Source organism: Neorhizobium sp. T25_27 (assembly GCF_002968565.1).
Lineage (GTDB): Bacteria > Pseudomonadota > Alphaproteobacteria > Rhizobiales > Rhizobiaceae > Neorhizobium > Neorhizobium tomejilense.
This window is the reverse complement of the sequence record NZ_PVBJ01000017.1, coordinates 42,416-60,802: the sequence shown is the minus strand read 5'-3', so window position 1 is coordinate 60,802 and position 18,387 is coordinate 42,416. Positions and strand designations below refer to the sequence as shown.

18 protein-coding genes and 2 riboswitches are annotated in these 18,387 nt (G+C 61.6%); of the genes, 11 read left to right on the top strand and 7 right to left on the bottom strand.

The genetic code is table 11. From position 1 onward, the window contains the following. The first annotated feature begins 5 nt into the window (after window positions 1-5). The 4 genes from C5J24_RS29905 to C5J24_RS29890 all read left to right on the top strand — a co-directional run bounded on the left by C5J24_RS29905 (window position 6) and on the right by C5J24_RS29890 (window position 3,096). The gene (locus C5J24_RS29905; protein WP_105423264.1) at window positions 6-419 is read left to right on the top strand and encodes an RNA-binding S4 domain-containing protein; all 414 of its coding nucleotides are present in this window, start codon (window positions 6-8) and stop codon (window positions 417-419) included. 203 nt (window positions 420-622) lie between these two features. Continuing rightward, entirely contained in the window at window positions 623-961 is a 339-nt protein-coding gene (fdxA, locus tag C5J24_RS29900; RefSeq protein WP_046637350.1) for a ferredoxin FdxA, read from the top strand. Between the two features lie 387 nt (window positions 962-1,348). Then, complete coding sequence (locus C5J24_RS29895; RefSeq protein WP_046605164.1) at window positions 1,349-1,921, top strand: CarD family transcriptional regulator; 573 nt, start codon at window positions 1,349-1,351, stop codon at window positions 1,919-1,921. A gap of 308 nt (window positions 1,922-2,229) precedes the next feature. After that, window positions 2,230-3,096, top strand: coding sequence for an RNA polymerase factor sigma-32 (locus C5J24_RS29890; RefSeq protein ID WP_037081362.1), 867 nt, complete (start codon window positions 2,230-2,232; stop codon window positions 3,094-3,096). Window positions 3,097-3,111: 15 nt separating this feature from the next. On the opposite strand, the gene C5J24_RS29885 is transcribed toward C5J24_RS29890, so the two are convergent. After that, entirely contained in the window at window positions 3,112-4,626 is a 1,515-nt protein-coding gene (locus C5J24_RS29885; RefSeq protein WP_105423262.1) for a M48 family metalloprotease, read from the bottom strand. A 324-nt stretch (window positions 4,627-4,950) separates the two neighbouring features. Between C5J24_RS29885 and C5J24_RS29880 the strand changes: the two genes are divergently transcribed. After that, window positions 4,951-5,463: a helix-turn-helix domain-containing protein gene (locus tag C5J24_RS29880; RefSeq protein ID WP_105423260.1), complete on the top strand. Its 513-nt coding sequence runs from the start codon at window positions 4,951-4,953 to the stop codon at window positions 5,461-5,463. Then, complete coding sequence (locus tag C5J24_RS29875) at window positions 5,460-6,875, top strand: MATE family efflux transporter (RefSeq protein ID WP_105423258.1); 1,416 nt, start codon at window positions 5,460-5,462, stop codon at window positions 6,873-6,875. Before C5J24_RS29880 ends, C5J24_RS29875 begins: the two co-directional genes overlap by 4 nt. Here the strand turns inward: C5J24_RS29875 and C5J24_RS29870 are convergent, their stop codons facing one another. The 6 genes from C5J24_RS29870 to C5J24_RS29845 all read right to left on the bottom strand — a co-directional run bounded on the left by C5J24_RS29870 (window position 6,876) and on the right by C5J24_RS29845 (window position 13,546). Then, the gene (locus C5J24_RS29870; RefSeq protein WP_105423257.1) at window positions 6,876-7,583 is read right to left on the bottom strand and encodes an ATP-binding cassette domain-containing protein; all 708 of its coding nucleotides are present in this window, start codon (window positions 7,581-7,583) and stop codon (window positions 6,876-6,878) included. Further along, a complete protein-coding gene (gene thiP / locus C5J24_RS29865; protein ID WP_105423255.1) occupies window positions 7,576-9,195 on the bottom strand; it encodes a thiamine/thiamine pyrophosphate ABC transporter permease ThiP in 1,620 nt (539 codons plus the stop codon). The genes C5J24_RS29870 and thiP overlap by 8 nt, the downstream gene beginning before the upstream one ends. Before the next feature lie 4 nt (window positions 9,196-9,199). Continuing rightward, a complete protein-coding gene (gene thiB, locus C5J24_RS29860) occupies window positions 9,200-10,210 on the bottom strand; it encodes a thiamine ABC transporter substrate binding subunit (RefSeq protein WP_105423253.1) in 1,011 nt (336 codons plus the stop codon). 40 nt (window positions 10,211-10,250) lie between these two features. After that, window positions 10,251-10,358, bottom strand: a riboswitch (TPP riboswitch). A 97-nt stretch (window positions 10,359-10,455) separates the two neighbouring features. Further along, entirely contained in the window at window positions 10,456-10,905 is a 450-nt protein-coding gene (locus tag C5J24_RS29855; protein WP_105423252.1) for a response regulator, read from the bottom strand. A gap of 160 nt (window positions 10,906-11,065) precedes the next feature. Then, window positions 11,066-12,886 carry an ABC-F family ATP-binding cassette domain-containing protein gene (locus tag C5J24_RS29850; RefSeq protein ID WP_105423250.1) on the bottom strand — a complete coding sequence of 607 codons (1,821 nt, stop codon included), beginning with the start codon at window positions 12,884-12,886 and terminating at the stop codon, window positions 11,066-11,068. A gap of 3 nt (window positions 12,887-12,889) precedes the next feature. Further along, complete coding sequence (locus tag C5J24_RS29845; protein ID WP_205836989.1) at window positions 12,890-13,546, bottom strand: thiamine diphosphokinase; 657 nt, start codon at window positions 13,544-13,546, stop codon at window positions 12,890-12,892. Window positions 13,547-13,640: 94 nt separating this feature from the next. Here C5J24_RS29845 and C5J24_RS29840 point away from each other — a divergent pair, with 94 nt between their 5' ends. The 5 genes from C5J24_RS29840 to C5J24_RS29820 all read left to right on the top strand — a co-directional run bounded on the left by C5J24_RS29840 (window position 13,641) and on the right by C5J24_RS29820 (window position 18,323). Next, entirely contained in the window at window positions 13,641-14,480 is an 840-nt protein-coding gene (locus C5J24_RS29840; RefSeq protein WP_105423246.1) for a MoxR family ATPase, read from the top strand. Beyond that, window positions 14,477-14,917, top strand: a complete 441-nt coding sequence (locus tag C5J24_RS29835; RefSeq protein ID WP_105423244.1) for an NUDIX domain-containing protein — start codon at window positions 14,477-14,479, stop codon at window positions 14,915-14,917. Before C5J24_RS29840 ends, C5J24_RS29835 begins: the two co-directional genes overlap by 4 nt. Before the next feature lie 52 nt (window positions 14,918-14,969). Beyond that, a riboswitch (SAM riboswitch) is annotated at window positions 14,970-15,047 on the top strand. Between the two features lie 56 nt (window positions 15,048-15,103). Continuing rightward, on the top strand, window positions 15,104-16,024 hold the full coding sequence (gene metA / locus C5J24_RS29830) for a homoserine O-succinyltransferase (RefSeq protein ID WP_105423241.1): 921 nt from the start codon (window positions 15,104-15,106) through the stop codon (window positions 16,022-16,024). A gap of 11 nt (window positions 16,025-16,035) precedes the next feature. After that, window positions 16,036-17,217, top strand: a complete 1,182-nt coding sequence (locus tag C5J24_RS29825; RefSeq protein ID WP_105423239.1) for a VWA domain-containing protein — start codon at window positions 16,036-16,038, stop codon at window positions 17,215-17,217. An 83-nt stretch (window positions 17,218-17,300) separates the two neighbouring features. Continuing rightward, window positions 17,301-18,323: an aldose epimerase family protein gene (locus C5J24_RS29820; RefSeq protein WP_105423237.1), complete on the top strand. Its 1,023-nt coding sequence runs from the start codon at window positions 17,301-17,303 to the stop codon at window positions 18,321-18,323. Window positions 18,324-18,387: the final 64 nt, after the last annotated feature.

Sequence of the window (18,387 nt, the reverse complement as noted above, 5' to 3'; positions counted from 1 at the left end):
GGCCCATGACGGAAAAACAGCCACAATCCGGTTCGCGCCAGCGCATCGACAAGTGGCTGTTTTTTGCCCGCATGGCGAAGTCACGGTCGATCGCCCAGGATCTCATCCGCTCGAACCACGTGCGGGTGAATGGAGACCTGGTGTCCCAACCCAGCTCCCAGGTGAAGCCGGGGGACCGTATCGACCTCAAGCTCGAGCGTCGCGATCTCGTGCTGGTGGTCAAGGCCGGCGGGGAAAGGCGAGGACCTTTCGAAGAGGCCCGGCTGCTCTACGAAGATCTCAGTCCGCCTCCCGAAGAAGCCAAGAGGCTGACGCTGTTCGAACAGGCGCAACGCGCGCAGGGAAGCGGCCGGCCGACCAAGAAGGAGCGGCGCGACACCGATCGGCTGTTTCCGGGTATCGACGCGGACCTAGATTAGAAAAAACGACCCGCTGCGCTCAGGTTTTCAGCACGGATATCCTTGCTAAGCCAAGCCAAAGGCTTTACCTGACTGTCGAAAAGCCGGATCGCCTACCTCCTGTCATTTTTGCAGTTGGGTTTTCGCCTCTCCCGGCTTTCCGGTGTGCCGGCGCTTCCCATCCGTCGACGTGCCGCTGATCCGCGATAGTCCTGGAGTGCCGCATGACGTATGTCGTGACCGACAATTGTATCCGCTGCAAATACACCGACTGCGTCGAGGTCTGCCCGGTCGACTGCTTTTATGAAGGCGAAAACTTCCTCGTCATCCATCCCGACGAGTGCATCGACTGCGGCGTCTGCGAACCGGAATGTCCCGCCGAGGCGATCAAGCCGGACACGGAACCAGGCCTCGACAAATGGCTCAAGATAAACACCGAGTTCGCTCAGATCTGGCCCAACATCACGGTCAAGCGCGATGCGCTGCCCGAGGCCAAGGAGATGGACGGCGTCACCAACAAGTACGAGCAGTATTTCTCCGCCGAACCCGGCAAGGGCGATTGAGATTTGCCGCGACGGAATGGCTCGGAAGCAGTTTCGAATCACTTTGCCTTTTTGTTGGGCAGAGCGCGGCTATAGTGCTCTGTGCACCTGCAAAAGCAAATTATTGATTTCCGCACTTTTTTGTGGTAGACAATAAGAACTGTTCCACAAGGCGGCACGTGCGTGCCCAAAAAACATCACGAAAGCAACAGACCACCCAAAGCGCGGTTTCCGTGACATTGCAACGCTTGAATGTTGTCGGTCGCAGTACCCCGATGGGTGTTTTTTCGCTCGCGTTGGTCGGACCAGTATGGAGTGACCCGACGGTTTCCCCCGTCTCATCCGGGCCTGACAGACCCGGTTCCCCCGACCCGGCAATGGGTGAGTAACAGGGAGTTTGTGAAACGAATGACGACTCAGCAGAAAAAGACTTCTCCCGCACGCCAGGGCTTCAAGACTGGTGAATCGATCGTATACCCCGCTCATGGTGTAGGCACTATCTCTGCGATTGAAGAGCAGGAAGTTGCCGGCATGAAGCTTGAGCTTTTCGTAATCGATTTCGAAAAGGACAAGATGCGCCTCAAGGTGCCAGTCGCAAAGGCCGTCAGCATCGGCATGCGCAAGCTGTCCGAAACGGATTTTGTCGAACGCGCTCTCAAGGTTGTTCAAGGCAAGGCCCGCGTGAAGCGCACCATGTGGTCGCGCCGCGCCCAGGAATATGATGCAAAGATCAATTCCGGCGATCTGATCTCGATCGCGGAAGTGGTTCGTGACCTCTATCGCGCCGACAACCAACCGGAACAATCCTATTCCGAGCGTCAGCTTTACGAAGCCGCTCTCGACCGCATGGCTCGTGAAATCGCTGCCGTGAACAAGATGTCCGAAACCGAAGCCGTCCGTCTTGTCGAGGTCAATCTCGCCAAGGGTCCCAAGCGCGGCAAGAACGTAGAGGAAGATGAGGCGCAGGAAGAAGCGGCCTGATCATCCATCCATAGTTCTCCCAAAAACCCGGCCTTCGAGCCGGGTTTTTTATTGGAACTTTTTCCCCGCCTCCGCGTTAACCCGCCGGAACGGCGAACTGATGTGCGTCGGTTTGCGTTCGGGACAGCTAAGTGCGGGGCGGAAGATCGGTCTCTTGAGCCGGTTGTGAATCCCCCGCGGAACATAAGACGAGGGGAGCAAAAGCGGCAGGATATTCATTCCATCATCGTTCGGGCTTGTCGCGTGCACGGTGTCCCTGGTTTGTGCCTCGCTGTTTTTGTCGGATCAGACCGTTCACGGAGAACACCATGACAGCCATGTCCGCAGACCGCACGATGATCAAGATAGCAATGTCCGCTCCATATCTCGCCCGCGAGGAGGAGCGCGATCTGGCGGTCCGCTGGAAGGACGATCAGGACCAGGATGCCCGAAACCAGATTGCCCTTGCGCATATGCGTCTGGTGATCGCCATGGCCTCGAAGTTCCGTGGCTTCGGTTTGCCGATGAGCGATCTCGTACAAGAGGGCTATGTAGGGCTGCTCGAGGCGGCGGCAAGGTTTGAACCGGCCCGCGACGTGCGTTTTTCCACTTATGCCAGCTGGTGGATCCGAGCCTCGATGCAGGATTACATCCTTCGAAACTGGTCGATCGTGCGGGGCGGCACCAGTTCCGCGCAGAAAGCGCTGTTCTTCAACCTTCGCCGGCTGCGTGCCAAGCTCGCCCGCGGCGATTCCAATCTCACCGCCCGGGCAATTCACGAGGAGATCGCAGTGGCACTCGGCGTCAGCGTCTCCGATGTCCAGACCATGGATGCCCGCCTTTCCGGCAACGATTCCTCGCTGCAGGCGCCGTCGATCGCCGGCGATGCGGATAGTGGCGAACGGCTCGACATGCTGGCCAGCGCCGAGCCGCTACCGGATGAGCAGGTTTCCGGGATGATCGACGGCGAACGGCGGCTGAAATGGCTGCAGGGCGCGCTCACCAAGCTCAACGACCGGGAAAAGAAGATTATTCGCGCTCGCCGCCTGACGGACGATGGCGCGACGCTCGAAGCGCTGGGCGCCGAACTCGGCATTTCAAAGGAACGTGTGCGCCAGATCGAAAGCCGGGCGATCGAAAAGCTCAAGTCGGCGCTGGTGTCGGCCAATCCGCAGATGGCTGCGGCCGCCTGCTGAGGCGGCCCCCCGATCTCATTCGGAAATGATCTTGAACTTCTGGCCCGGGGAGATCGTTGCCCCGGCCGGCAATGCGTTGATCATCTTGAAAAGATCGAGCTTGCGATCCGTTCCCATTACACGCGCCGACAGCGATGCGATGGTGTCGTCCTTGGTCGCCGTGACGATGCGTACCCGCAGCGGCTTCAGCGTCGCGATTTCCGGAGGCGTCATCCGGCGGAAGGTCGAACGGAGGATCTCGGCAGTCGTATCGAGCGCCGGACTGCCCTTCGGCACTGCCGTCAGGAAGCGGAAGATCTGATTGTCGACGCGGATGACGGTCACATCGAAATCCCAGCGTTCGGCTGAAGCCCTTGCGGTTGCCGCAGGCATGCCATTCACCTGGATCTCCCGCACCGTCTCCGGCTGCAGGCCCGCGACCCAGCCGCTCGTCAGATAGTTCGGCAGATTGTCGTTATCGCCCGCGGCAACGCCGTCAAAGCGGATCGCCGTTTCGCCGGGGCCGGTCGCCAGCACCGCTTCCACCTTGTTGTCGATCCGGAAGTCCGGCGGCACGTCGAAACGGATGCCGAGGCCGCCATGCAGGAAAGTCTGGCCGCGGACATAACCCTCCTGCGGGCTGTCGCCATAGAGCAGCCCATCGATGCCGGCGATGTAATAATCACGGCCCTTGTCGCCGACGGTGCCTTCCTGGCCGAAATTGCGGGCATGGCGGCGGGCAAGATCGACGCGCTGGGTGGAGTTCGGGTGGCTCGACAGGAAGTCGAGGCTCTGGTCGCTGTCCGGATCGACTGCCGAATAACGGGCATAGGCCGCCATCGAATCGAGGAAACGCGCCGCCGCATACGGGTCGTAGCCCGCTTCGCCGAGCATCCGCACGCCGATCACGTCGGCCTGCAGTTCCTGCTGGCGCGAAAATGCCGCCAGGCGAAGCTTGCCGCGGGCGAGCGCCTGCTTGCCGGCTAGATCGCTGGAAAGGACTTCGGCAACGACGCGGCTTGCGATCACTTCCGCCTCTTCGCGGCGCTGGCGTTCGATGCCGTGGTTGGCGGTGACGTGGCCCATCTCGTGGGAGAGCACTGCTGCGACTTCCGATGCGTCATTGGCGAGCGCCAGGAGGCCGCGCGTCACGTAAAGATAACCGCCCGGTAGCGCGAAGGCGTTGATCGCCGGCGAATTCAGGATGGTGATGCGGAAGGACTGGTTGGGATTTTCCGAAACGGCCGTCAGGGCGCCGGCGATGCGGGCGACCAGTCGTTCGGTCTTGGCGTCGCGATATTCGCCGCCGTAGCTCGCAACGATGCGCGGATGCTCGCGCGCGCCCATCTGCGCCCGCGGATCGTTCTTCTGTACCTCGTCGACGATCTGCGGCGATTCGGAGGGAGAAACATTCGGCGTATAGGCCTGGTCGAAGAGCGACTGGCAGCCGGAAAGGATCGCACCGCTGAACAGCAAGGCGCCCAAGGCCCGCCGACCGGGCAGGGCACGGACAATCGTCCAGACAGCCGGGATCGCTGTGTCGCGCCTCATCGTCCTCGTCTTCCGCACCATCATTCCCAAGGTCCGCCATCCGGCTTGGCAGAGGTCCTCTCGATCCAAGCCGGCTCCTTCTCTATGTCGCTTAGCGATTTTCGTGTCGAATGCACAGATGCTCTTGTTGAAATATGTCTTGCTGGTGCGTTTGCAATGAAAATCCCCGCTACCTTTTCCGCGATGCCATCGCGGCACGTCCAAATTGTGGCGAGTTCCATAACGGTCCGGCCGTCCCCGTCGCCAAACGTGATTACGCAAATAGTAACTTGCAAATTGCAAGTTACCTGTGCCACAAGGCAGCGTCTTGCCGGAGAAGAACCCATGAAACGGACAGGTCCCCTCGACACCGGCTGCCCGGTGTTGCGCAGTCTCAAACATGTCGGCGAGGTCTGGAGCTTCCTGATCCTGCGCGATGCATTGGGAGGTGCGACACGTTTCGACGAATTCCAGCGTAACCTCGATATCGCCCCGAATATCCTGACCAGCCGGTTGAACTCGCTTGTCGAATCCGGGCTGATGGAACGCCGGCGCTATTCCGAGCGGCCGCCGCGGGACGAATACCACCTCACGCAGCGCGGTCGCGACTTCAAGCCTGTGGTGCAGGCGCTGCTTGCCTTCGGCAATCAGCATTTCGCGCCGGAAGGGGAAAGCGTGGTGATCGTCAACAGGGAGACCGGCGAGCATGCCGACCCAATGATGATCGACCGCCGCAGCGGCCGGCCGCTGAGCGATCCGGTCTTCACCAACGCGGCCGGCCCAGCGGCAAGCGAGCGCATCCGCCGCCGCTATCCGTCCATGAACGAGCCAATGCAGCATAGAGAGGCCGATCGATGAGTGCCGTAACCACCGAAGCCGTCGAGGCGGCGTCTCCTTTCGAAGACGCGGACGCGGCACCGATCAATCCGCGGACCCGGCAGCTGCTGCAAGATCCGATCCTGCCGATGCTGATCCGGCTCGCATGGCCAAATATCCTGATCATGCTCGCCCAGGCATCGACAGGCCTTATCGAAACCTGGTGGATTTCGCATATGGGTACCGCGGCGCTGGCGGGCATGGCCCTGGTCTTTCCGGCCGTGATGCTGATGCAGATGATGTCTGCCGGCGGTTTCGGCGGAGCTATTTCCTCGGCAATCGCCCGCGCGCTCGGTGGCGGCCGGCGTGACGATGCCGATCTGCTTGCCTGGCATGCCGTCGTCGTCAATGTCGCGATCGGGCTGTTGTTTTCGGCGATCATGCTCGCCTATGGCCGGCCGATCTATCGGGCGCTCGGCGGCGAAGGCGCGGAACTCGAGGCTGCGCTCGTCTATTCCAACGTGGTGTTCGGCGGCATGATCTTCGTCTGGCTGATGAACGGCCTGGCGAGCGTGGTGCGCGGCACGGGCAATATGCTGTTCCCGGCGCTGGTTACCTGTGTCGGTGCCGCACTCCTCGTGCCCGTATCGCCGCTTCTCATTTTCGGCTTCGGTCCGTTCCAGGGGCTCGGCATCGCTGGCGGCGGTCTGGCTCTGGTGCTCTACAGTTTCGGCAGCACCGCGGTGCTTGCCTGGTACATCCTCTCCGGCCGCAATCTCGTGCGCTTCGGCGTCGGACCGCTTCGCTGGGCGATGTTCCGGGATATCGTCCGCCTCGGCGCTGCCGCGGCGATCAATTCCGTTCTCACCAATGTGACCATCGGCATTGCCACGGCTCTGGTGGCGACAAAGGCGGGCGTCTCGGCGGTGGCCGGTTTCGGTACCGGCGCGAGGCTCGAATATCTGCTGATCCCCGTGATCTTCGGCATCGGTGCGCCGATGGTGGCGCTTGTTGGCACCAACATGGGCGCCGGCCAGAAAGATCGCGCAATGCGCATCGCCTTCACCGGCGCCGCCATTGCCTTCGTCATCACCGAAGTGATTGGCCTGATCGCGGCGATCTTCCCCGTCGCGTGGATTTCGCTGTTCAGCGAGGAGCATGGAGCGATCGATGCGGGAGTCGCCTATCTGCAGATCGTCGGGCCAGTTTATGGTTTCTTCGGCGGCGGGTTGGCGCTCTATTTCGCCTCTCAAGGCGCGGGCCAGCTACTCTGGCCGCTTGCCTGTGGTTTTCTGAGACTCGCCATTGCAGGTCTCGGGGGCTGGCTGGCGCTGGAATTTACCGGATCGCTCAACGGTCTGTTCTTTGCGCTGGCAGCTGGTCTGGTCGCCTATGGTGGGATCCTGTTCCTCGCCATCCGCTCCGGCGTCTGGTTCCGCGGAAAGGCTGCCTGATCAGCCGGCAAGAAATTCGGCAAGTGCCGGAATATCGCGCCGGGCGAGGAATTCCTCGGCCGGCGCCTGCAACAGGATATGGCCGTGGTCGATGAAGATCGCATGGTCAGCCAGCCGGCCGACCTCATCCGGATCATGGGTCACGACCAGTACCGTATTGCCCGTCTCGCGATGCAGGTCGATGAGCAGGCTGGCCATCGAAAGCCTGAGCCCGGGGTCGAGGGCCGCGAACGGCTCGTCCATCAGCAGAACCGGTTTTTTGCGCACCAGAGCCCGGGCGAACGCGGCCCGCTGCCTTTCGCCACCAGAAAGCGTCCCCGGCATCCGTTTCTCAAAGCCGCTCAAGCCCACGCGCTCCAGCGCCTGCGATATGGCGGCCCGATCACTGCCTGACAATTTCAGCGAGGGGCTGATGCCGAGGCCGATATTGGTGGCGAGGTCCAGATGGGCGAAGAGATTGTTGTCCTGAAAGACCAGCGATACGGGACGCTCGGAGGGATGTTTTTCCGTCACATCGCCGCCCGCGATCAGGATACGGCCGCGGTCCGGCGTCTCGAAGCCGGCAACGAGGTTGAGGAAGGTCGATTTGCCGGAGCCGGATGGGCCGGTAATCGCCGTCACGGCACCGGCCGGCAAAGCACAGTCGAAGCGGAATTCCCTGATGCCGAGCTTCAGTTCAACCTTGTTGAGCGCGATGCCGTCAGCCATGGTTTGTTTCCCTTCGGCCGGCAGTGCCGATCATCGTCAAAGCCAGGCAGATGATGCCGAGGATGAGCGCCAGTCCGTCCGCATCGTTGGTCCGATAGCTGGATAGCCGGCTATAGACAAGCCAGGGAAGGGTGGTGAGATCGCTGGAGCCGAACAGTGCCACCGCGCCGAGATCGCCCAGCGACAGCGCCATGGCGAAGGACAGCGCCGTCAGCAGCGGCCTTGCCAGAACCGGCAGATCGATCCTCCATGCCCGTGAAAAGCCGGAAAGGCCGAGGCTTGCCGACAGCCTGCCTGTCCGCTTGCGGTGCGTTTCCACGGCCGGGGCCAAAACGCGCATCACAAAGGGAAGCGCCATCAGCATGTTGATGATCGCCACCAGCGCCGGGGCGAAGTGCGCCACATCGCCGAACGGGCGCAGCATCAGGAACCAGCCGGTCCCCAGCACGACCGGCGGCACGAGCAGCACCAGCGAGGACATCCCACCCAAGGACACGGAAAACGCCTTGGCCGTTCCGCCAGGCGTCTTCATGTCTGAGATTGCTCCGCGCCCGGCAATGATAGCCAGGGAGGTCAGAACGGCCAGCAGGCCGGCGGAAAGCGCGATCATGAGACTGGTCCAGGTGGCGCGCAGGAAGGCGGGGCTGTTGACGAGGCTCCAGAGATTGGCCTGGACGCCAGCGCCGACGATCGAGGCGAGCGGCAGGATCAGGAATATCGTGGCAAGCAGGATCGCCAGCACATCCCAAAGCCGCGCGGGCAACGTCCGGCCATCGAACCGGCGGGTCGCCCGGCCGGCCGTGATGCCAGCGTCGTCAGGGGCCGGAAAAAGCGAAATCACAATCAGGATCAACGCCGTCATGCCGATCTGCAGCAGCGACAGCGCTATGGCGCGCGGAGGGTCGAAATCGAAACGCAGCGACTGGTAGATCGCCACTTCGAGCGTGGTCGCGGCCGGCCCGCCGCCGAGCACCAGGACGAGCGTGAAACTCGTGGCGCACAGCATGAAGATCAGGCCGGCAATGCCGGGGATGACGCGGCGGGCCGCAGGCCACTCGATGAAGCGGAAAACGGAGAAGGGTTTCATCCCGAGGCTGGAGGAGAGCAGCCAATATTCCGCCGGCAGGCGCTCCAGCGCGGCAAGCAGCAGTCTCGCGGCGAGCGGCAGGTTGAAGAACACATGTGCCAGCAATATGCCGGAAAACCCATAAATGCTAACCGGTTGCTCGAGGCCAAGATTCAATAGTAGGCTATTCATCACCCCCTGCCGCCCCCAGATGCCGATCAGGCCGAGCGCGCCGATCAGCACCGGCAGGCCCATCGGCAATGCCATCAGCCGAATGACCCATACACGGCCCGGAAAGCGCGGGCGGCGTGCGAGCGCAAGTGCGACGGGAAGGGCAAAGGCGACCGACAGCAGCGTCGAAAGAACCGCCTGCAGCAGGGTGAAGCGCAGGATCCGCCAGGTATAGGCGGTGAACAGTCGGCTTTGGGTGTTGCCGGCGTCCCAGGAGAGAAGGGCGGCGACTGCGATGCCGACGAAGAAGGCGATTCCGACAAGGCTCAGCAGCCCCCAGCCAATCCCGCGTCTCCGCTCCGCCCGCGTCAGCATGGGATCAGTTCATGCTCATGGCGGTCAGCCACTCGTCGATCCAGGCCTGCCGGTTCTTGGCCACCTGGTCCGACCCCATCAGGAACGTCTTGGCCGGCTGCACCAGCTTGTTGAATGCGTCGGGGAGCGGCTGGGAGGTCTTGGCGGCCGGCATCATCCAGTTGGTGGTCGGGATGACGTCCTGGAAGGCCGGCGAGACCATGAATTTCAGGAACTGTTTCGCCAGGTCCTTTTCCTTCGCCCCCTTCAGCATGCCGGCGACCTCGATCTGGATGTAGTGGCCTTCGGAGAACGCGGCGGCCTGATAGCGGTCCGTCTTCTCCTCGACCATGTGATAGGCGGGCGAGGTCGTGTAGGAAAATACCATCGGCACTTCGCCCTTGGTGAACAGGCCATAGGCCTCCGACCAGCCGGGCGTGACGGTCAGCACGCGTTTCCTGAGCTTCGCCCAGGCCTCCGGTGCCTGGTCGCCATAAACCGATTTCACCCAGAGCAGCAGGCCGAGGCCGGGTGTCGAGGTGCGCGGGTCCTCAATGGCGATCTTCTGCGCGGGATCGCCGTCCACCAGTTCGTTGAGGCTTCTGGGTGGGTTCTTCATTGCCTGCGTGTCATAGACGACGGCGAAATGGCCGTAGTCGTAGGGGATGAACGTGTCGTCGCTGTAATTGCCGGGGACCTTGGCCGCGGCGGCGTCGAGCCCGTGCGGCTCGAACAGGCCGGTCGCCTTCGCCTCGGAGATCAGGTTGGTATCGAGGCCGAGCGCGATATCGGCGTCGGTGCCTTTGCCCTCCAATTTCAGGCGGGTCAGAAGCGCCACGCCGTCTGCGACGCCGACGAAATTGAGCTTGCAGGCGCAGGCCTTTTCGAACGCCTCTTTCACCTTGGGACCCGGCCCCCAATCGGAGATGAAGCTCTCGTAGGTGTAGACGGTCAACGTCTTTTCCTGCGCTTCGGCCGGCGCGGAAAGGGAAAAGGCGGCAGCGGCCGCGAATATCGAAAGAATGGTGCTGCGCATCAGCGTCTCCTCGTTGTGGTGACAAAGGGGAATAGGCGCTGATGAAGAGCCGTCTAATCCCTCCGCCGGTGTTAACCGGATCAGGTTCCGCGGGTTAGCCAAAGGCCTCTCAGCCGCACGAAAACGCGCGGCACCCCGTTAGAGCAGGATCAGATTTAGCGGCGAGGCGAATGGCTGGCAAGAGGCGGTCTGCGGCCGGCTCAAGGCGCATTCGGCAGGAGCAACATGACTCAGTGGTTCATTGCTCAGTGGTTCTGCGGAAACACTTTCAGTTCACGCGGAACGATCGCCATGCCGCCCAGCCGGTTGGCAACGGCGTAGTCGATAGTCTTCTCGACCACATCGGGCATGACCGGTTTGGTGAGAACGCCGAGCGAGCCTTGGACGCCGGCTTCCACATCGTCCGGATTACCCGTCATGAAGACGACGGTGATGCCATATTGCTCGGCAAGCTCGCGCCCGATCTCTGGACCAGTCCGGCCGTCCGAAAGATTGACATCGACCAGGGCAATATCGGCATAGGCGGCGAGCGCCAGGGCGTGTTTGCGGGCATTGGCAAAACCGGCGACTTTCAGGCCCATGGCTTCGATCGTCTCGGCTACATCGAGCGCGATCAGAAACTCGTCTTCGACAATCATAACTCTTTGATTCATCGCCTCAGTGGCCAGCCGACGACGCGTAACATTTGTCAGCATTGGATGTCCCCATTCGGTTGATCGGTTCCGGGCAGGCCGATCCGTCCCCGGGACATTTCGACCACTACTCACACCCCAGAACGCCCCGGGACATCATATGTTCCGCTCCGCGACAAATATTTTTTTAGCTAACTATCTGTTAAGCTTAACAAATTGCAAATCAGCCTTCAATTTCCTCACGCAGCATTTCGAGCTCCAGCCATTCTTCTTCCATTTTGCTGATGCTTTGGCGCAGCTTTTCCATCTCCGCAGCCAGCTTGTTGAAGGCGGCGGGATCCTTGGTGAAGAGGTTGGGATCGGCCATTTTCTTCTCGCGGGCGGCGATCTCGGCCTCGGCTTTTGCCATTTCCTTCGGCAGGTTCTCGAGCGCGAATTTCTGCTTGAAGGAAAGCTTGCCTTTGCCCTTCGGGATGCCGGAAACCGATGCTGCAGTATCGGTTTTTGCCCTGTCAGCTTTTTCCGTGCGGCGCCTTTCCTCCAGCGCGCCCTTCCGCTGCGCCAGCATATCCGTGTAGCCGCCGGCATATTCGATCCAGCGGCCGTCCGGTGCGTCCGGATTGGCGGGGGCGATGGTCGAGGTCACGGTGCGGTCGAGGAAGTCACGGTCGTGGCTGACGAGGATGACGGTGCCGGTATAGCCGGCGACGATTTCCTGCAGCAGGTCCAGCGTCTCGATGTCGAGGTCGTTGGTCGGTTCGTCCAATATCAGGAGGTTGGACGGCCGGGCCATGATGCGGGCGAGCATCAGCCGGGCGCGCTCGCCGCCGGAAAGGTTCCTGATCGGTGTCCTGATCTGCTCCGGCTGGAACAGGAAGTCCTTCATGTAGCCTGCGACATGCCGCTGTTCGCCGTTGACCAGCAGCGTCTCGCCGCGTCCATCCGTCAGATGGTGGGACAGCGTGTCCTCGGGGTCCAGGTCCTCGCGCTTCTGGTCGAGCGTGGCGATTTCCAGGTTGGTGCCGAGCTTGACGGTGCCGGTGTCGGGCGTCAGCTGGCCGGTCAGCATCTTCAGAAGCGTCGTCTTGCCGGCACCGTTCGGGCCGACGAGACCGATGCAGTCGCCGCGATGCACGCGGATCGAGAACGGCGCGACGATCGGCCGGTCGTAGCTCTTGGTGATGTTCTCGGCCTCGATGACAAGCTTGCCGGATTCACGGCCTTCGCTGACGCTCGCCTGCACCGTGCCCTGCGGTCCTTTATGGCCGCGGTAATTGCCGCGCATCGTCTGCAGCTCACCGAGGCGGCGCATGTTGCGCTTGCGGCGCGCGGTCACGCCATAACGCAGCCAGTGTTCCTCGCGCTCGATCGCCTTGCCGAGCTTGTGCTGTTCCAGCTCTTCCGCCTCCAGCACTTCGTCGCGCCACGCTTCGAACTCGCCGAAACCGCGGTTCAGGCGTCGCGACGTGCCGCGATCGAGCCAGACCGTGGCATTCGAGACCTTTTCGAGGAAACGACGGTCATGCGAGATCACCACCAGCGCGCTTCTCGTCTTGCGCAGCTCGTCTTCCAGCCATTCGATGGTCGGCAGGTCGAGATGGTTGGTCGGCTCGTCCAGCATCAGGATGTCGGGTTCGGGCGCCATGACGCGGGCAAGTGCTGCGCGTCGGGCCTCGCCGCCGGAGAGCGTGTTCGGGTGTTCCTGGCCGGTGAGGCCCAGATGTTCGAGCAGATAGGTGACGCGATAAGGATCGTCGCCCGGGCCGAGGCCCGCTTCGGCATAGGCCTGCACCGTCGAATAATCGGCGAAATCCGGCGCCTGTTCGAGATAGCGGATGGTCGAGGAGGGATGGCGGAACACCTCGCCCGACTGGGGCTCGACCATCCCGGCGGCGATCTTCATCAGCGTCGACTTGCCGGAACCGTTGCGGCCGACCAGGCAGATGCGGTCGCCCGGCTCTACCTGCATGCCGGCGCCGGCGAGAAGCGGCGCGCCGCCGAAGCTCAGGAAAATATCGTCAAGTTTCAGAATTGGGGGCGCCAACAGTCAGGCTCCTGTAAAGTCGTGGGGGCGGGCAAGGATCATGGCCTTGCCTTTCCTCAAATGGAATTCCACCCGGCCTTCTGCAACGTTCGAGACGGTGCGCGAGGAGCCGAAGGGGAGCGAGAAGTTGTCGAGCGGATAACGTGCGCCGATGATATCGAGCCCTTCCAGGTCGGAAAAACCGATGACTGAAAACAGCGAACCCTTCGGCAGGTCCAGGGTCTTTGTGCCCGGCAGCAGCGGCACGGCCTCCTCGTCGCCCGACGTCAGCAGGATGTCGAGGTCGCGTTCGGCCAGGCTCATGGCGTGAAAGAGATGCTGAAGCGCATGGTCGCTGCGCTCGCCGCCGAGCGCGCCGGCAAGGATCAGCCTTGTCGCGCCGCGTTCGATGGCTTCGGCCGTTGCGATCTCACCGTCCGTTTCGTTCTTGGCTGGCGGAAAGGCCTGCCGCTCGACGTGCGGGAACTGCGCGATCAGCGCGGCGTCGGAGGAATCGAAATCGCCGACCCAGAGTTCCGGCTTCACGCCGAGTGCTGCCGCATGGCGCATGCCGTTATCGGCCGCGATAAAGCGGCTGCCGGCGATCGTGTCCCGCAGGCGGTCGGTGACGCGCAAGTTGCCGCCGAGCAGAATGGTGAAGGTCGAATGGGTCATGCGCATTGCCCATAGCGCAAAGCCGGTGGAAAGGGAAAGCTGTTGCGCCGTCACGGGTGAGCTTTTAGTTTGCGGCGCGTTTACCGATCAGGATCACGAGATGCAGTTTCAGGGTACAGCGGACTATATTGCCGACAAGGATCTGATGGTGGCGGTCAATGCTGCGATCCGGCTCGAACGTCCGCTGCTGGTGAAAGGCGAGCCCGGCACCGGCAAGACCGAGCTTGCGCGGCAGATGGCCGCCGCCCTCGGGCTCGATCTGATCGAGTGGAACATCAAGTCCACCACCAAGGCACAGCAGGGGCTCTACGAATACGACGCCGTCTCGCGGCTGCGCGACAGCCAGCTCGGCGACGAACGTGTCCACGACGTGGCCAATTACATCCGCCGCGGCAAGCTGTGGCAGGCCTTTGCCTCCGACAGGAAGCTCGTCTTGTTGATCGACGAGATCGACAAGGCCGATATCGAGTTCCCGAACGACCTGTTGCAGGAACTCGACCGCATGGAATTCCATGTCTACGAGACCGGCGAGATGGTCCGCGCCAAGGTCCGGCCGATCGTCATCATCACCTCCAACAACGAGAAGGAACTGCCGGACGCCTTCCTGCGCCGCTGTTTCTTCCACTATATCCGCTTCCCGGACGTGGATACGCTCGCCCGCATCGTCGAGGTCCATTATCCCGGCATCAAGCAGGCGCTGGTGCGCAACGCGCTCACGCAATTCTACGAGATCCGCGAGATGCCGGGGCTGAAGAAGAAGCCCTCGACCTCTGAAGCGCTCGACTGGATCCGGCTGCTGGTCTCGGACGATATCGACCCGTCGGACCTGCGCGGCGACGTCAAGACCGCGCTGCCGAAGCTGCATGGCGCTCTCCTCAAGAACGAGCAGGACGTGCATCTCTTCGAGCGGATGGCCTTCCTGGCGCGGCGGGAAAGATGATGCCCGATGCGTTCAAGGTGCTGATCTACGCCGTCTGGCAGAATAGGTTGCTGGTTTTCGACGAGCCGGACTTTCCCGATCAGTGGTTGCAGGTGCCGGGCGGTACGATCGAGCTCGGGGAAGCGCCGGATATCGCCGCCGCCCGTGAATTTCACGAAGAGACAGGTCTTGTCGTCGATGTTCCGCTGCATCCGCTCATGGTTCACGATTACCGTTTCCAGAAGGATGGCAGCGAGATCTGCCATCGCCGGCATTATTTCCTGCATCGACTGATGGGGGATTATGCCGATACCTGGATTCATATTGAGGAACATCGCTTCGATGGCGGCGATCCCATCCGTTTTCGCTTTTCCTGGATGCGATTGGACGAGGCGGCGCGCCGGCTTGGCGGCGGGCTGGCGGACGCTCTTCCGCTCGTTCTCAAGGACGGGCGGTAGAGGCAAGATTTTGCTCCCATTGACGGGGCCTGTAGCAAGGCGTATTTGAGCATTGTGAATTCGTGGTGATTTGGCCGGCCGGCTTGCAGCCACGTTAAAAAAGTCGCTAAAGGGCCGCGAGAAGATGTCTTCCCACGGACCGGTCGCGATTTTTTGCCGCCGGTTTTATTTTTGTTGGGTTGAGACATGCCGATCAAAATTCCCGATACGCTGCCCGCATTCACTACGCTCGTTTCCGAAGGCGTGCGGGTGCTGACCGAAACCATGGCGGTGCGGCAGGACATTCGCCCGCTGCAGATCGGGCTCCTCAATCTCATGCCGAACAAGATCAAGACCGAGCTGCAGATGGCGCGCCTCGTCGGCGCCTCGCCGCTGCAGGTCGAGTTCTCCCTGATCCGCGTCGGTGGCCACAAGGCCAAGAACACGTCGGAAGATCACCTCCTGTCCTTCTATGAGACCTGGGAAGAGGTGAAGCACCGCAAGTTCGACGGTTTCATCATCACCGGCGCACCGATCGAGACGCTTTCCTTCGAGGACGTCACCTATTGGAACGAGATGAGACAGATCCTCGACTGGACGGCGACCAACGTGCATTCGACCATGAATGTCTGCTGGGGCGCCATGGCGGCGATCTATCATTTTCATGGCGTGCCGAAATACGAGCTCAAGGAAAAAGCGTTCGGCGTCTATCGCCACCGCAACCTCGTGCCGTCCTCGATCTATCTCAACGGCTTTTCGGACGATTTTCAGGTTCCGGTGTCGCGCTGGACGGAAGTCCGCCGCGCCGATATCGAAAAGCACCCGGACCTCGAAATCCTGATGGAATCCGAGGAAATGGGCATCTGCCTGGTGCATGAGAAAGCCGGCAAGCGGCTCTACATGTTCAATCACGTGGAATACGACTCGACCTCGCTCGCCGACGAATATTTCCGGGACGTCAACGCCGGCGTGCCGATCAAGATGCCGCATAACTACTTCCCGCATAACGACGATACGCTGACGCCCTTGAACCGTTGGCGCAGCCATGCACATCTTCTGTTCGGCAACTGGATCAACGAGATCTACCAGACGACGCCTTACGACCTGGAGAAGATCGGTACCGGATAGGTTTCGACGCGATGTTCATTCCCTTCTTCCTTCACCTCAAGGAAGCGAAGATTCCGGTGACACTCCGGGAATTCCTCGACCTTCTCGAAGGCATGGAGGAAGGGATCGCGGATTTCGACGTGGAAGCCTTCTACTTTCTCGCCCGCATGGCGCTGGTGAAGGACGAGCGGCATATCGACAAGTTCGACAGGGTCTTTTCGTCCTATTTCCGCGGGCTCGAGGCGGTCTCCGGGGAGCCTGGCCTGGACGTCGCCAGCATCCCCGAAGAATGGCTGCGCAGGCTCACCGAGAAACATCTCACCGACGAAGAGAAGAAGCTCGTCGAGTCGCTCGGCGGTTTCGAGAAGCTGATGGAGACGCTGCGCCATCGGTTGGAGGAGCAGAAGGGCCGGCATCAGGGCGGCTCGAAATGGATCGGCACCGGCGGCACGTCACCTTTCGGCGCTTATGGCTATAATCCGGAAGGGGTGCGGATCGGCCAGAACCAGTCCCGCCATCGCCGGGCGGTAAAAGTGTGGGACAAGCGGGAATTTGCCGATTTCGACGACAAGGTGGAGCTCGGTACCCGCAACATCAAGCTGGCGCTGAAGCGGCTGCGCCGCTGGGTGCGGGAAGGGGCGGTCGAGGAACTCGACCTGGCCGGCACGATACGCTCCACCGCCGAACACGGTTATCTCGACGTTCAGACCCGGCCGGAACGGCGCAATGCGGTCAAGCTGCTGATGTTCTTCGATGTCGGCGGCTCGATGGACGACCATATCCGGGTGGTCGAGGAGTTGTTCTCGGCAGCTCGCGCCGAGTTCAAGCATATGGAGCATTTCTACTTCCACAACTGCCTTTACGAAGGCGTGTGGAAGGAGAACGGCCGCCGGTCGGACCGGACGCCGACGCTCGAGCTGATCCGCAGCTATGGCGCCGACTACAAGGTGATCTTCGTCGGGGATGCCTCGATGAGCCCCTATGAGATCACCCATGCGGGCGGTTCCGTGGAGCACTGGAACCAGGAGCCGGGCGAGGCTTGGATAAGGCGCGTCACCGAGCATTTCCATCGCTGCGTCTGGTTCAACCCGGTGCCGCAGGACCATTGGAGCCATACGACCTCAATCGGCTTCATGCGGCAGCTGATGACCGAGCGGATGTTCCCGCTGACGCTCGGCGGATTGGAACAGGCGACGCGTGCGCTCACGCGATAGAGCCTTTTTTCTTCTCCGCGGCGTTGCGGGTCGCCGCCAAATCGCGCAGGTTGCCGCAAACATATCGGTGGAGGAGCAATCTCATGGCGGACCAGAATTTCGAAGTTTTCGGCACCACGGAAAAGGGCGAAACCGTCTATCGTGTCAGGATCTCCGGCGGCGGGCTCACTGCGAGCGTCATCACCTGGGGCGCGGTGATCCAGGACCTCAGGCTCGACGGCCACCAGCCGCCGCTCGTGCTCGGCTTCGAACAGTTTGACGATTACCTGAACCATTCTCCCTATTTCGGCGCGACGCCCGGCCGTTCGTCCAATCGTATCGGCGGTGGTCGTTTCACGCTGGATGGGAAGCAATATCAGCTGGAACTGAACGAGCGGGGCGTGACCCACCTCCATGGCGGCTCGGACGGCATCGGCCGCAGCAACTGGACGATTGTCGAACATGCCGTGGACAAGGTCGTGCTGCGGATCACCGATCCGGACGGCCGTGCCGGCTATCCGGGAAACTGCACGGTCACGGCGACGTACCAACTCAAGAGTGACGGCGTTCTTTCCGTTGTCTACCAATCCACCACGGATCAGCCGACGCTCGCCAATATCTGCCAGCATACCTATTTCAATCTCGACGGCCGCGAGGATGCGCTCGATCACGACATCATGATCGCCGCCGACCACGTGCTCGTCTTTGACGACAAGCAGGTGCCGACCGGCGAACTGATGGCGGTCGCGGGCACGCCCTTCGACCTGCGCGACATGGGGCCGATGAAGCGGTTCGACGGCGATGCCCAGGTCCTGTTCGATCATAACTTCTGCCTGTCGCCGGAGCGAATGGCCAAGCGATCTGTGGCTTTGGCGCGCAGCATCCATTCCGGCGTGTCGCTGGAAGTTCGCACCACCGAGCCGGGCGTGCAGCTCTATGCCGCCTTCAAGCTGCAGCAGATCCCTGCAGAGGGCCTCGATGGACGCCGGTATGGGGCTTTTGCCGGGTTCTGCCTGGAAACCCAGGTCTGGCCGGACGCCATCAACCACGCCAACTTCCCGAATGCGGTGCTGTGGCCGGGCGAGGTGTTGCTGCAGGAAACGGACTATGTCTTTTCAAAGCAATAATTGCCGCCGGCGCCGCCCGGATCGGGATTATCTGTGACCGAATTGACGACGCTGCCGGCCCGAA

What these genes read in the sequence shown, in the direction of transcription:
- C5J24_RS29905 (WP_105423264.1), top strand. Translation starts at nt 6, where the DNA reads ATGACGGAAAAACAGCCACAATCCGGTTCGCGCCAGCGCATCGACAAG.
- fdxA (WP_046637350.1), top strand. Translation starts at nt 623, where the DNA reads ATGACGTATGTCGTGACCGACAATTGTATCCGCTGCAAATACACCGAC.
- C5J24_RS29895 (WP_046605164.1), top strand. Translation starts at nt 1,349, where the DNA reads ATGACGACTCAGCAGAAAAAGACTTCTCCCGCACGCCAGGGCTTCAAG.
- C5J24_RS29890 (WP_037081362.1), top strand. Translation starts at nt 2,230, where the DNA reads ATGACAGCCATGTCCGCAGACCGCACGATGATCAAGATAGCAATGTCC.
- C5J24_RS29885 (WP_105423262.1), bottom strand. Translation starts at nt 4,626, where the DNA reads ATGAGGCGCGACACAGCGATCCCGGCTGTCTGGACGATTGTCCGTGCC.
- C5J24_RS29880 (WP_105423260.1), top strand. Translation starts at nt 4,951, where the DNA reads ATGAAACGGACAGGTCCCCTCGACACCGGCTGCCCGGTGTTGCGCAGT.
- C5J24_RS29875 (WP_105423258.1), top strand. Translation starts at nt 5,460, where the DNA reads ATGAGTGCCGTAACCACCGAAGCCGTCGAGGCGGCGTCTCCTTTCGAA.
- C5J24_RS29870 (WP_105423257.1), bottom strand. Translation starts at nt 7,583, where the DNA reads ATGGCTGACGGCATCGCGCTCAACAAGGTTGAACTGAAGCTCGGCATC.
- thiP (WP_105423255.1), bottom strand. Translation starts at nt 9,195, where the DNA reads ATGCTGACGCGGGCGGAGCGGAGACGCGGGATTGGCTGGGGGCTGCTG.
- thiB (WP_105423253.1), bottom strand. Translation starts at nt 10,210, where the DNA reads ATGCGCAGCACCATTCTTTCGATATTCGCGGCCGCTGCCGCCTTTTCC.
- C5J24_RS29855 (WP_105423252.1), bottom strand. Translation starts at nt 10,905, where the DNA reads ATGCTGACAAATGTTACGCGTCGTCGGCTGGCCACTGAGGCGATGAAT.
- C5J24_RS29845 (WP_205836989.1), bottom strand. Translation starts at nt 13,546, where the DNA reads ATGCGCATGACCCATTCGACCTTCACCATTCTGCTCGGCGGCAACTTG.
- C5J24_RS29840 (WP_105423246.1), top strand. Translation starts at nt 13,641, where the DNA reads ATGCAGTTTCAGGGTACAGCGGACTATATTGCCGACAAGGATCTGATG.
- C5J24_RS29835 (WP_105423244.1), top strand. Translation starts at nt 14,477, where the DNA reads ATGATGCCCGATGCGTTCAAGGTGCTGATCTACGCCGTCTGGCAGAAT.
- metA (WP_105423241.1), top strand. Translation starts at nt 15,104, where the DNA reads ATGCCGATCAAAATTCCCGATACGCTGCCCGCATTCACTACGCTCGTT.
- C5J24_RS29825 (WP_105423239.1), top strand. Translation starts at nt 16,036, where the DNA reads ATGTTCATTCCCTTCTTCCTTCACCTCAAGGAAGCGAAGATTCCGGTG.
- C5J24_RS29820 (WP_105423237.1), top strand. Translation starts at nt 17,301, where the DNA reads ATGGCGGACCAGAATTTCGAAGTTTTCGGCACCACGGAAAAGGGCGAA.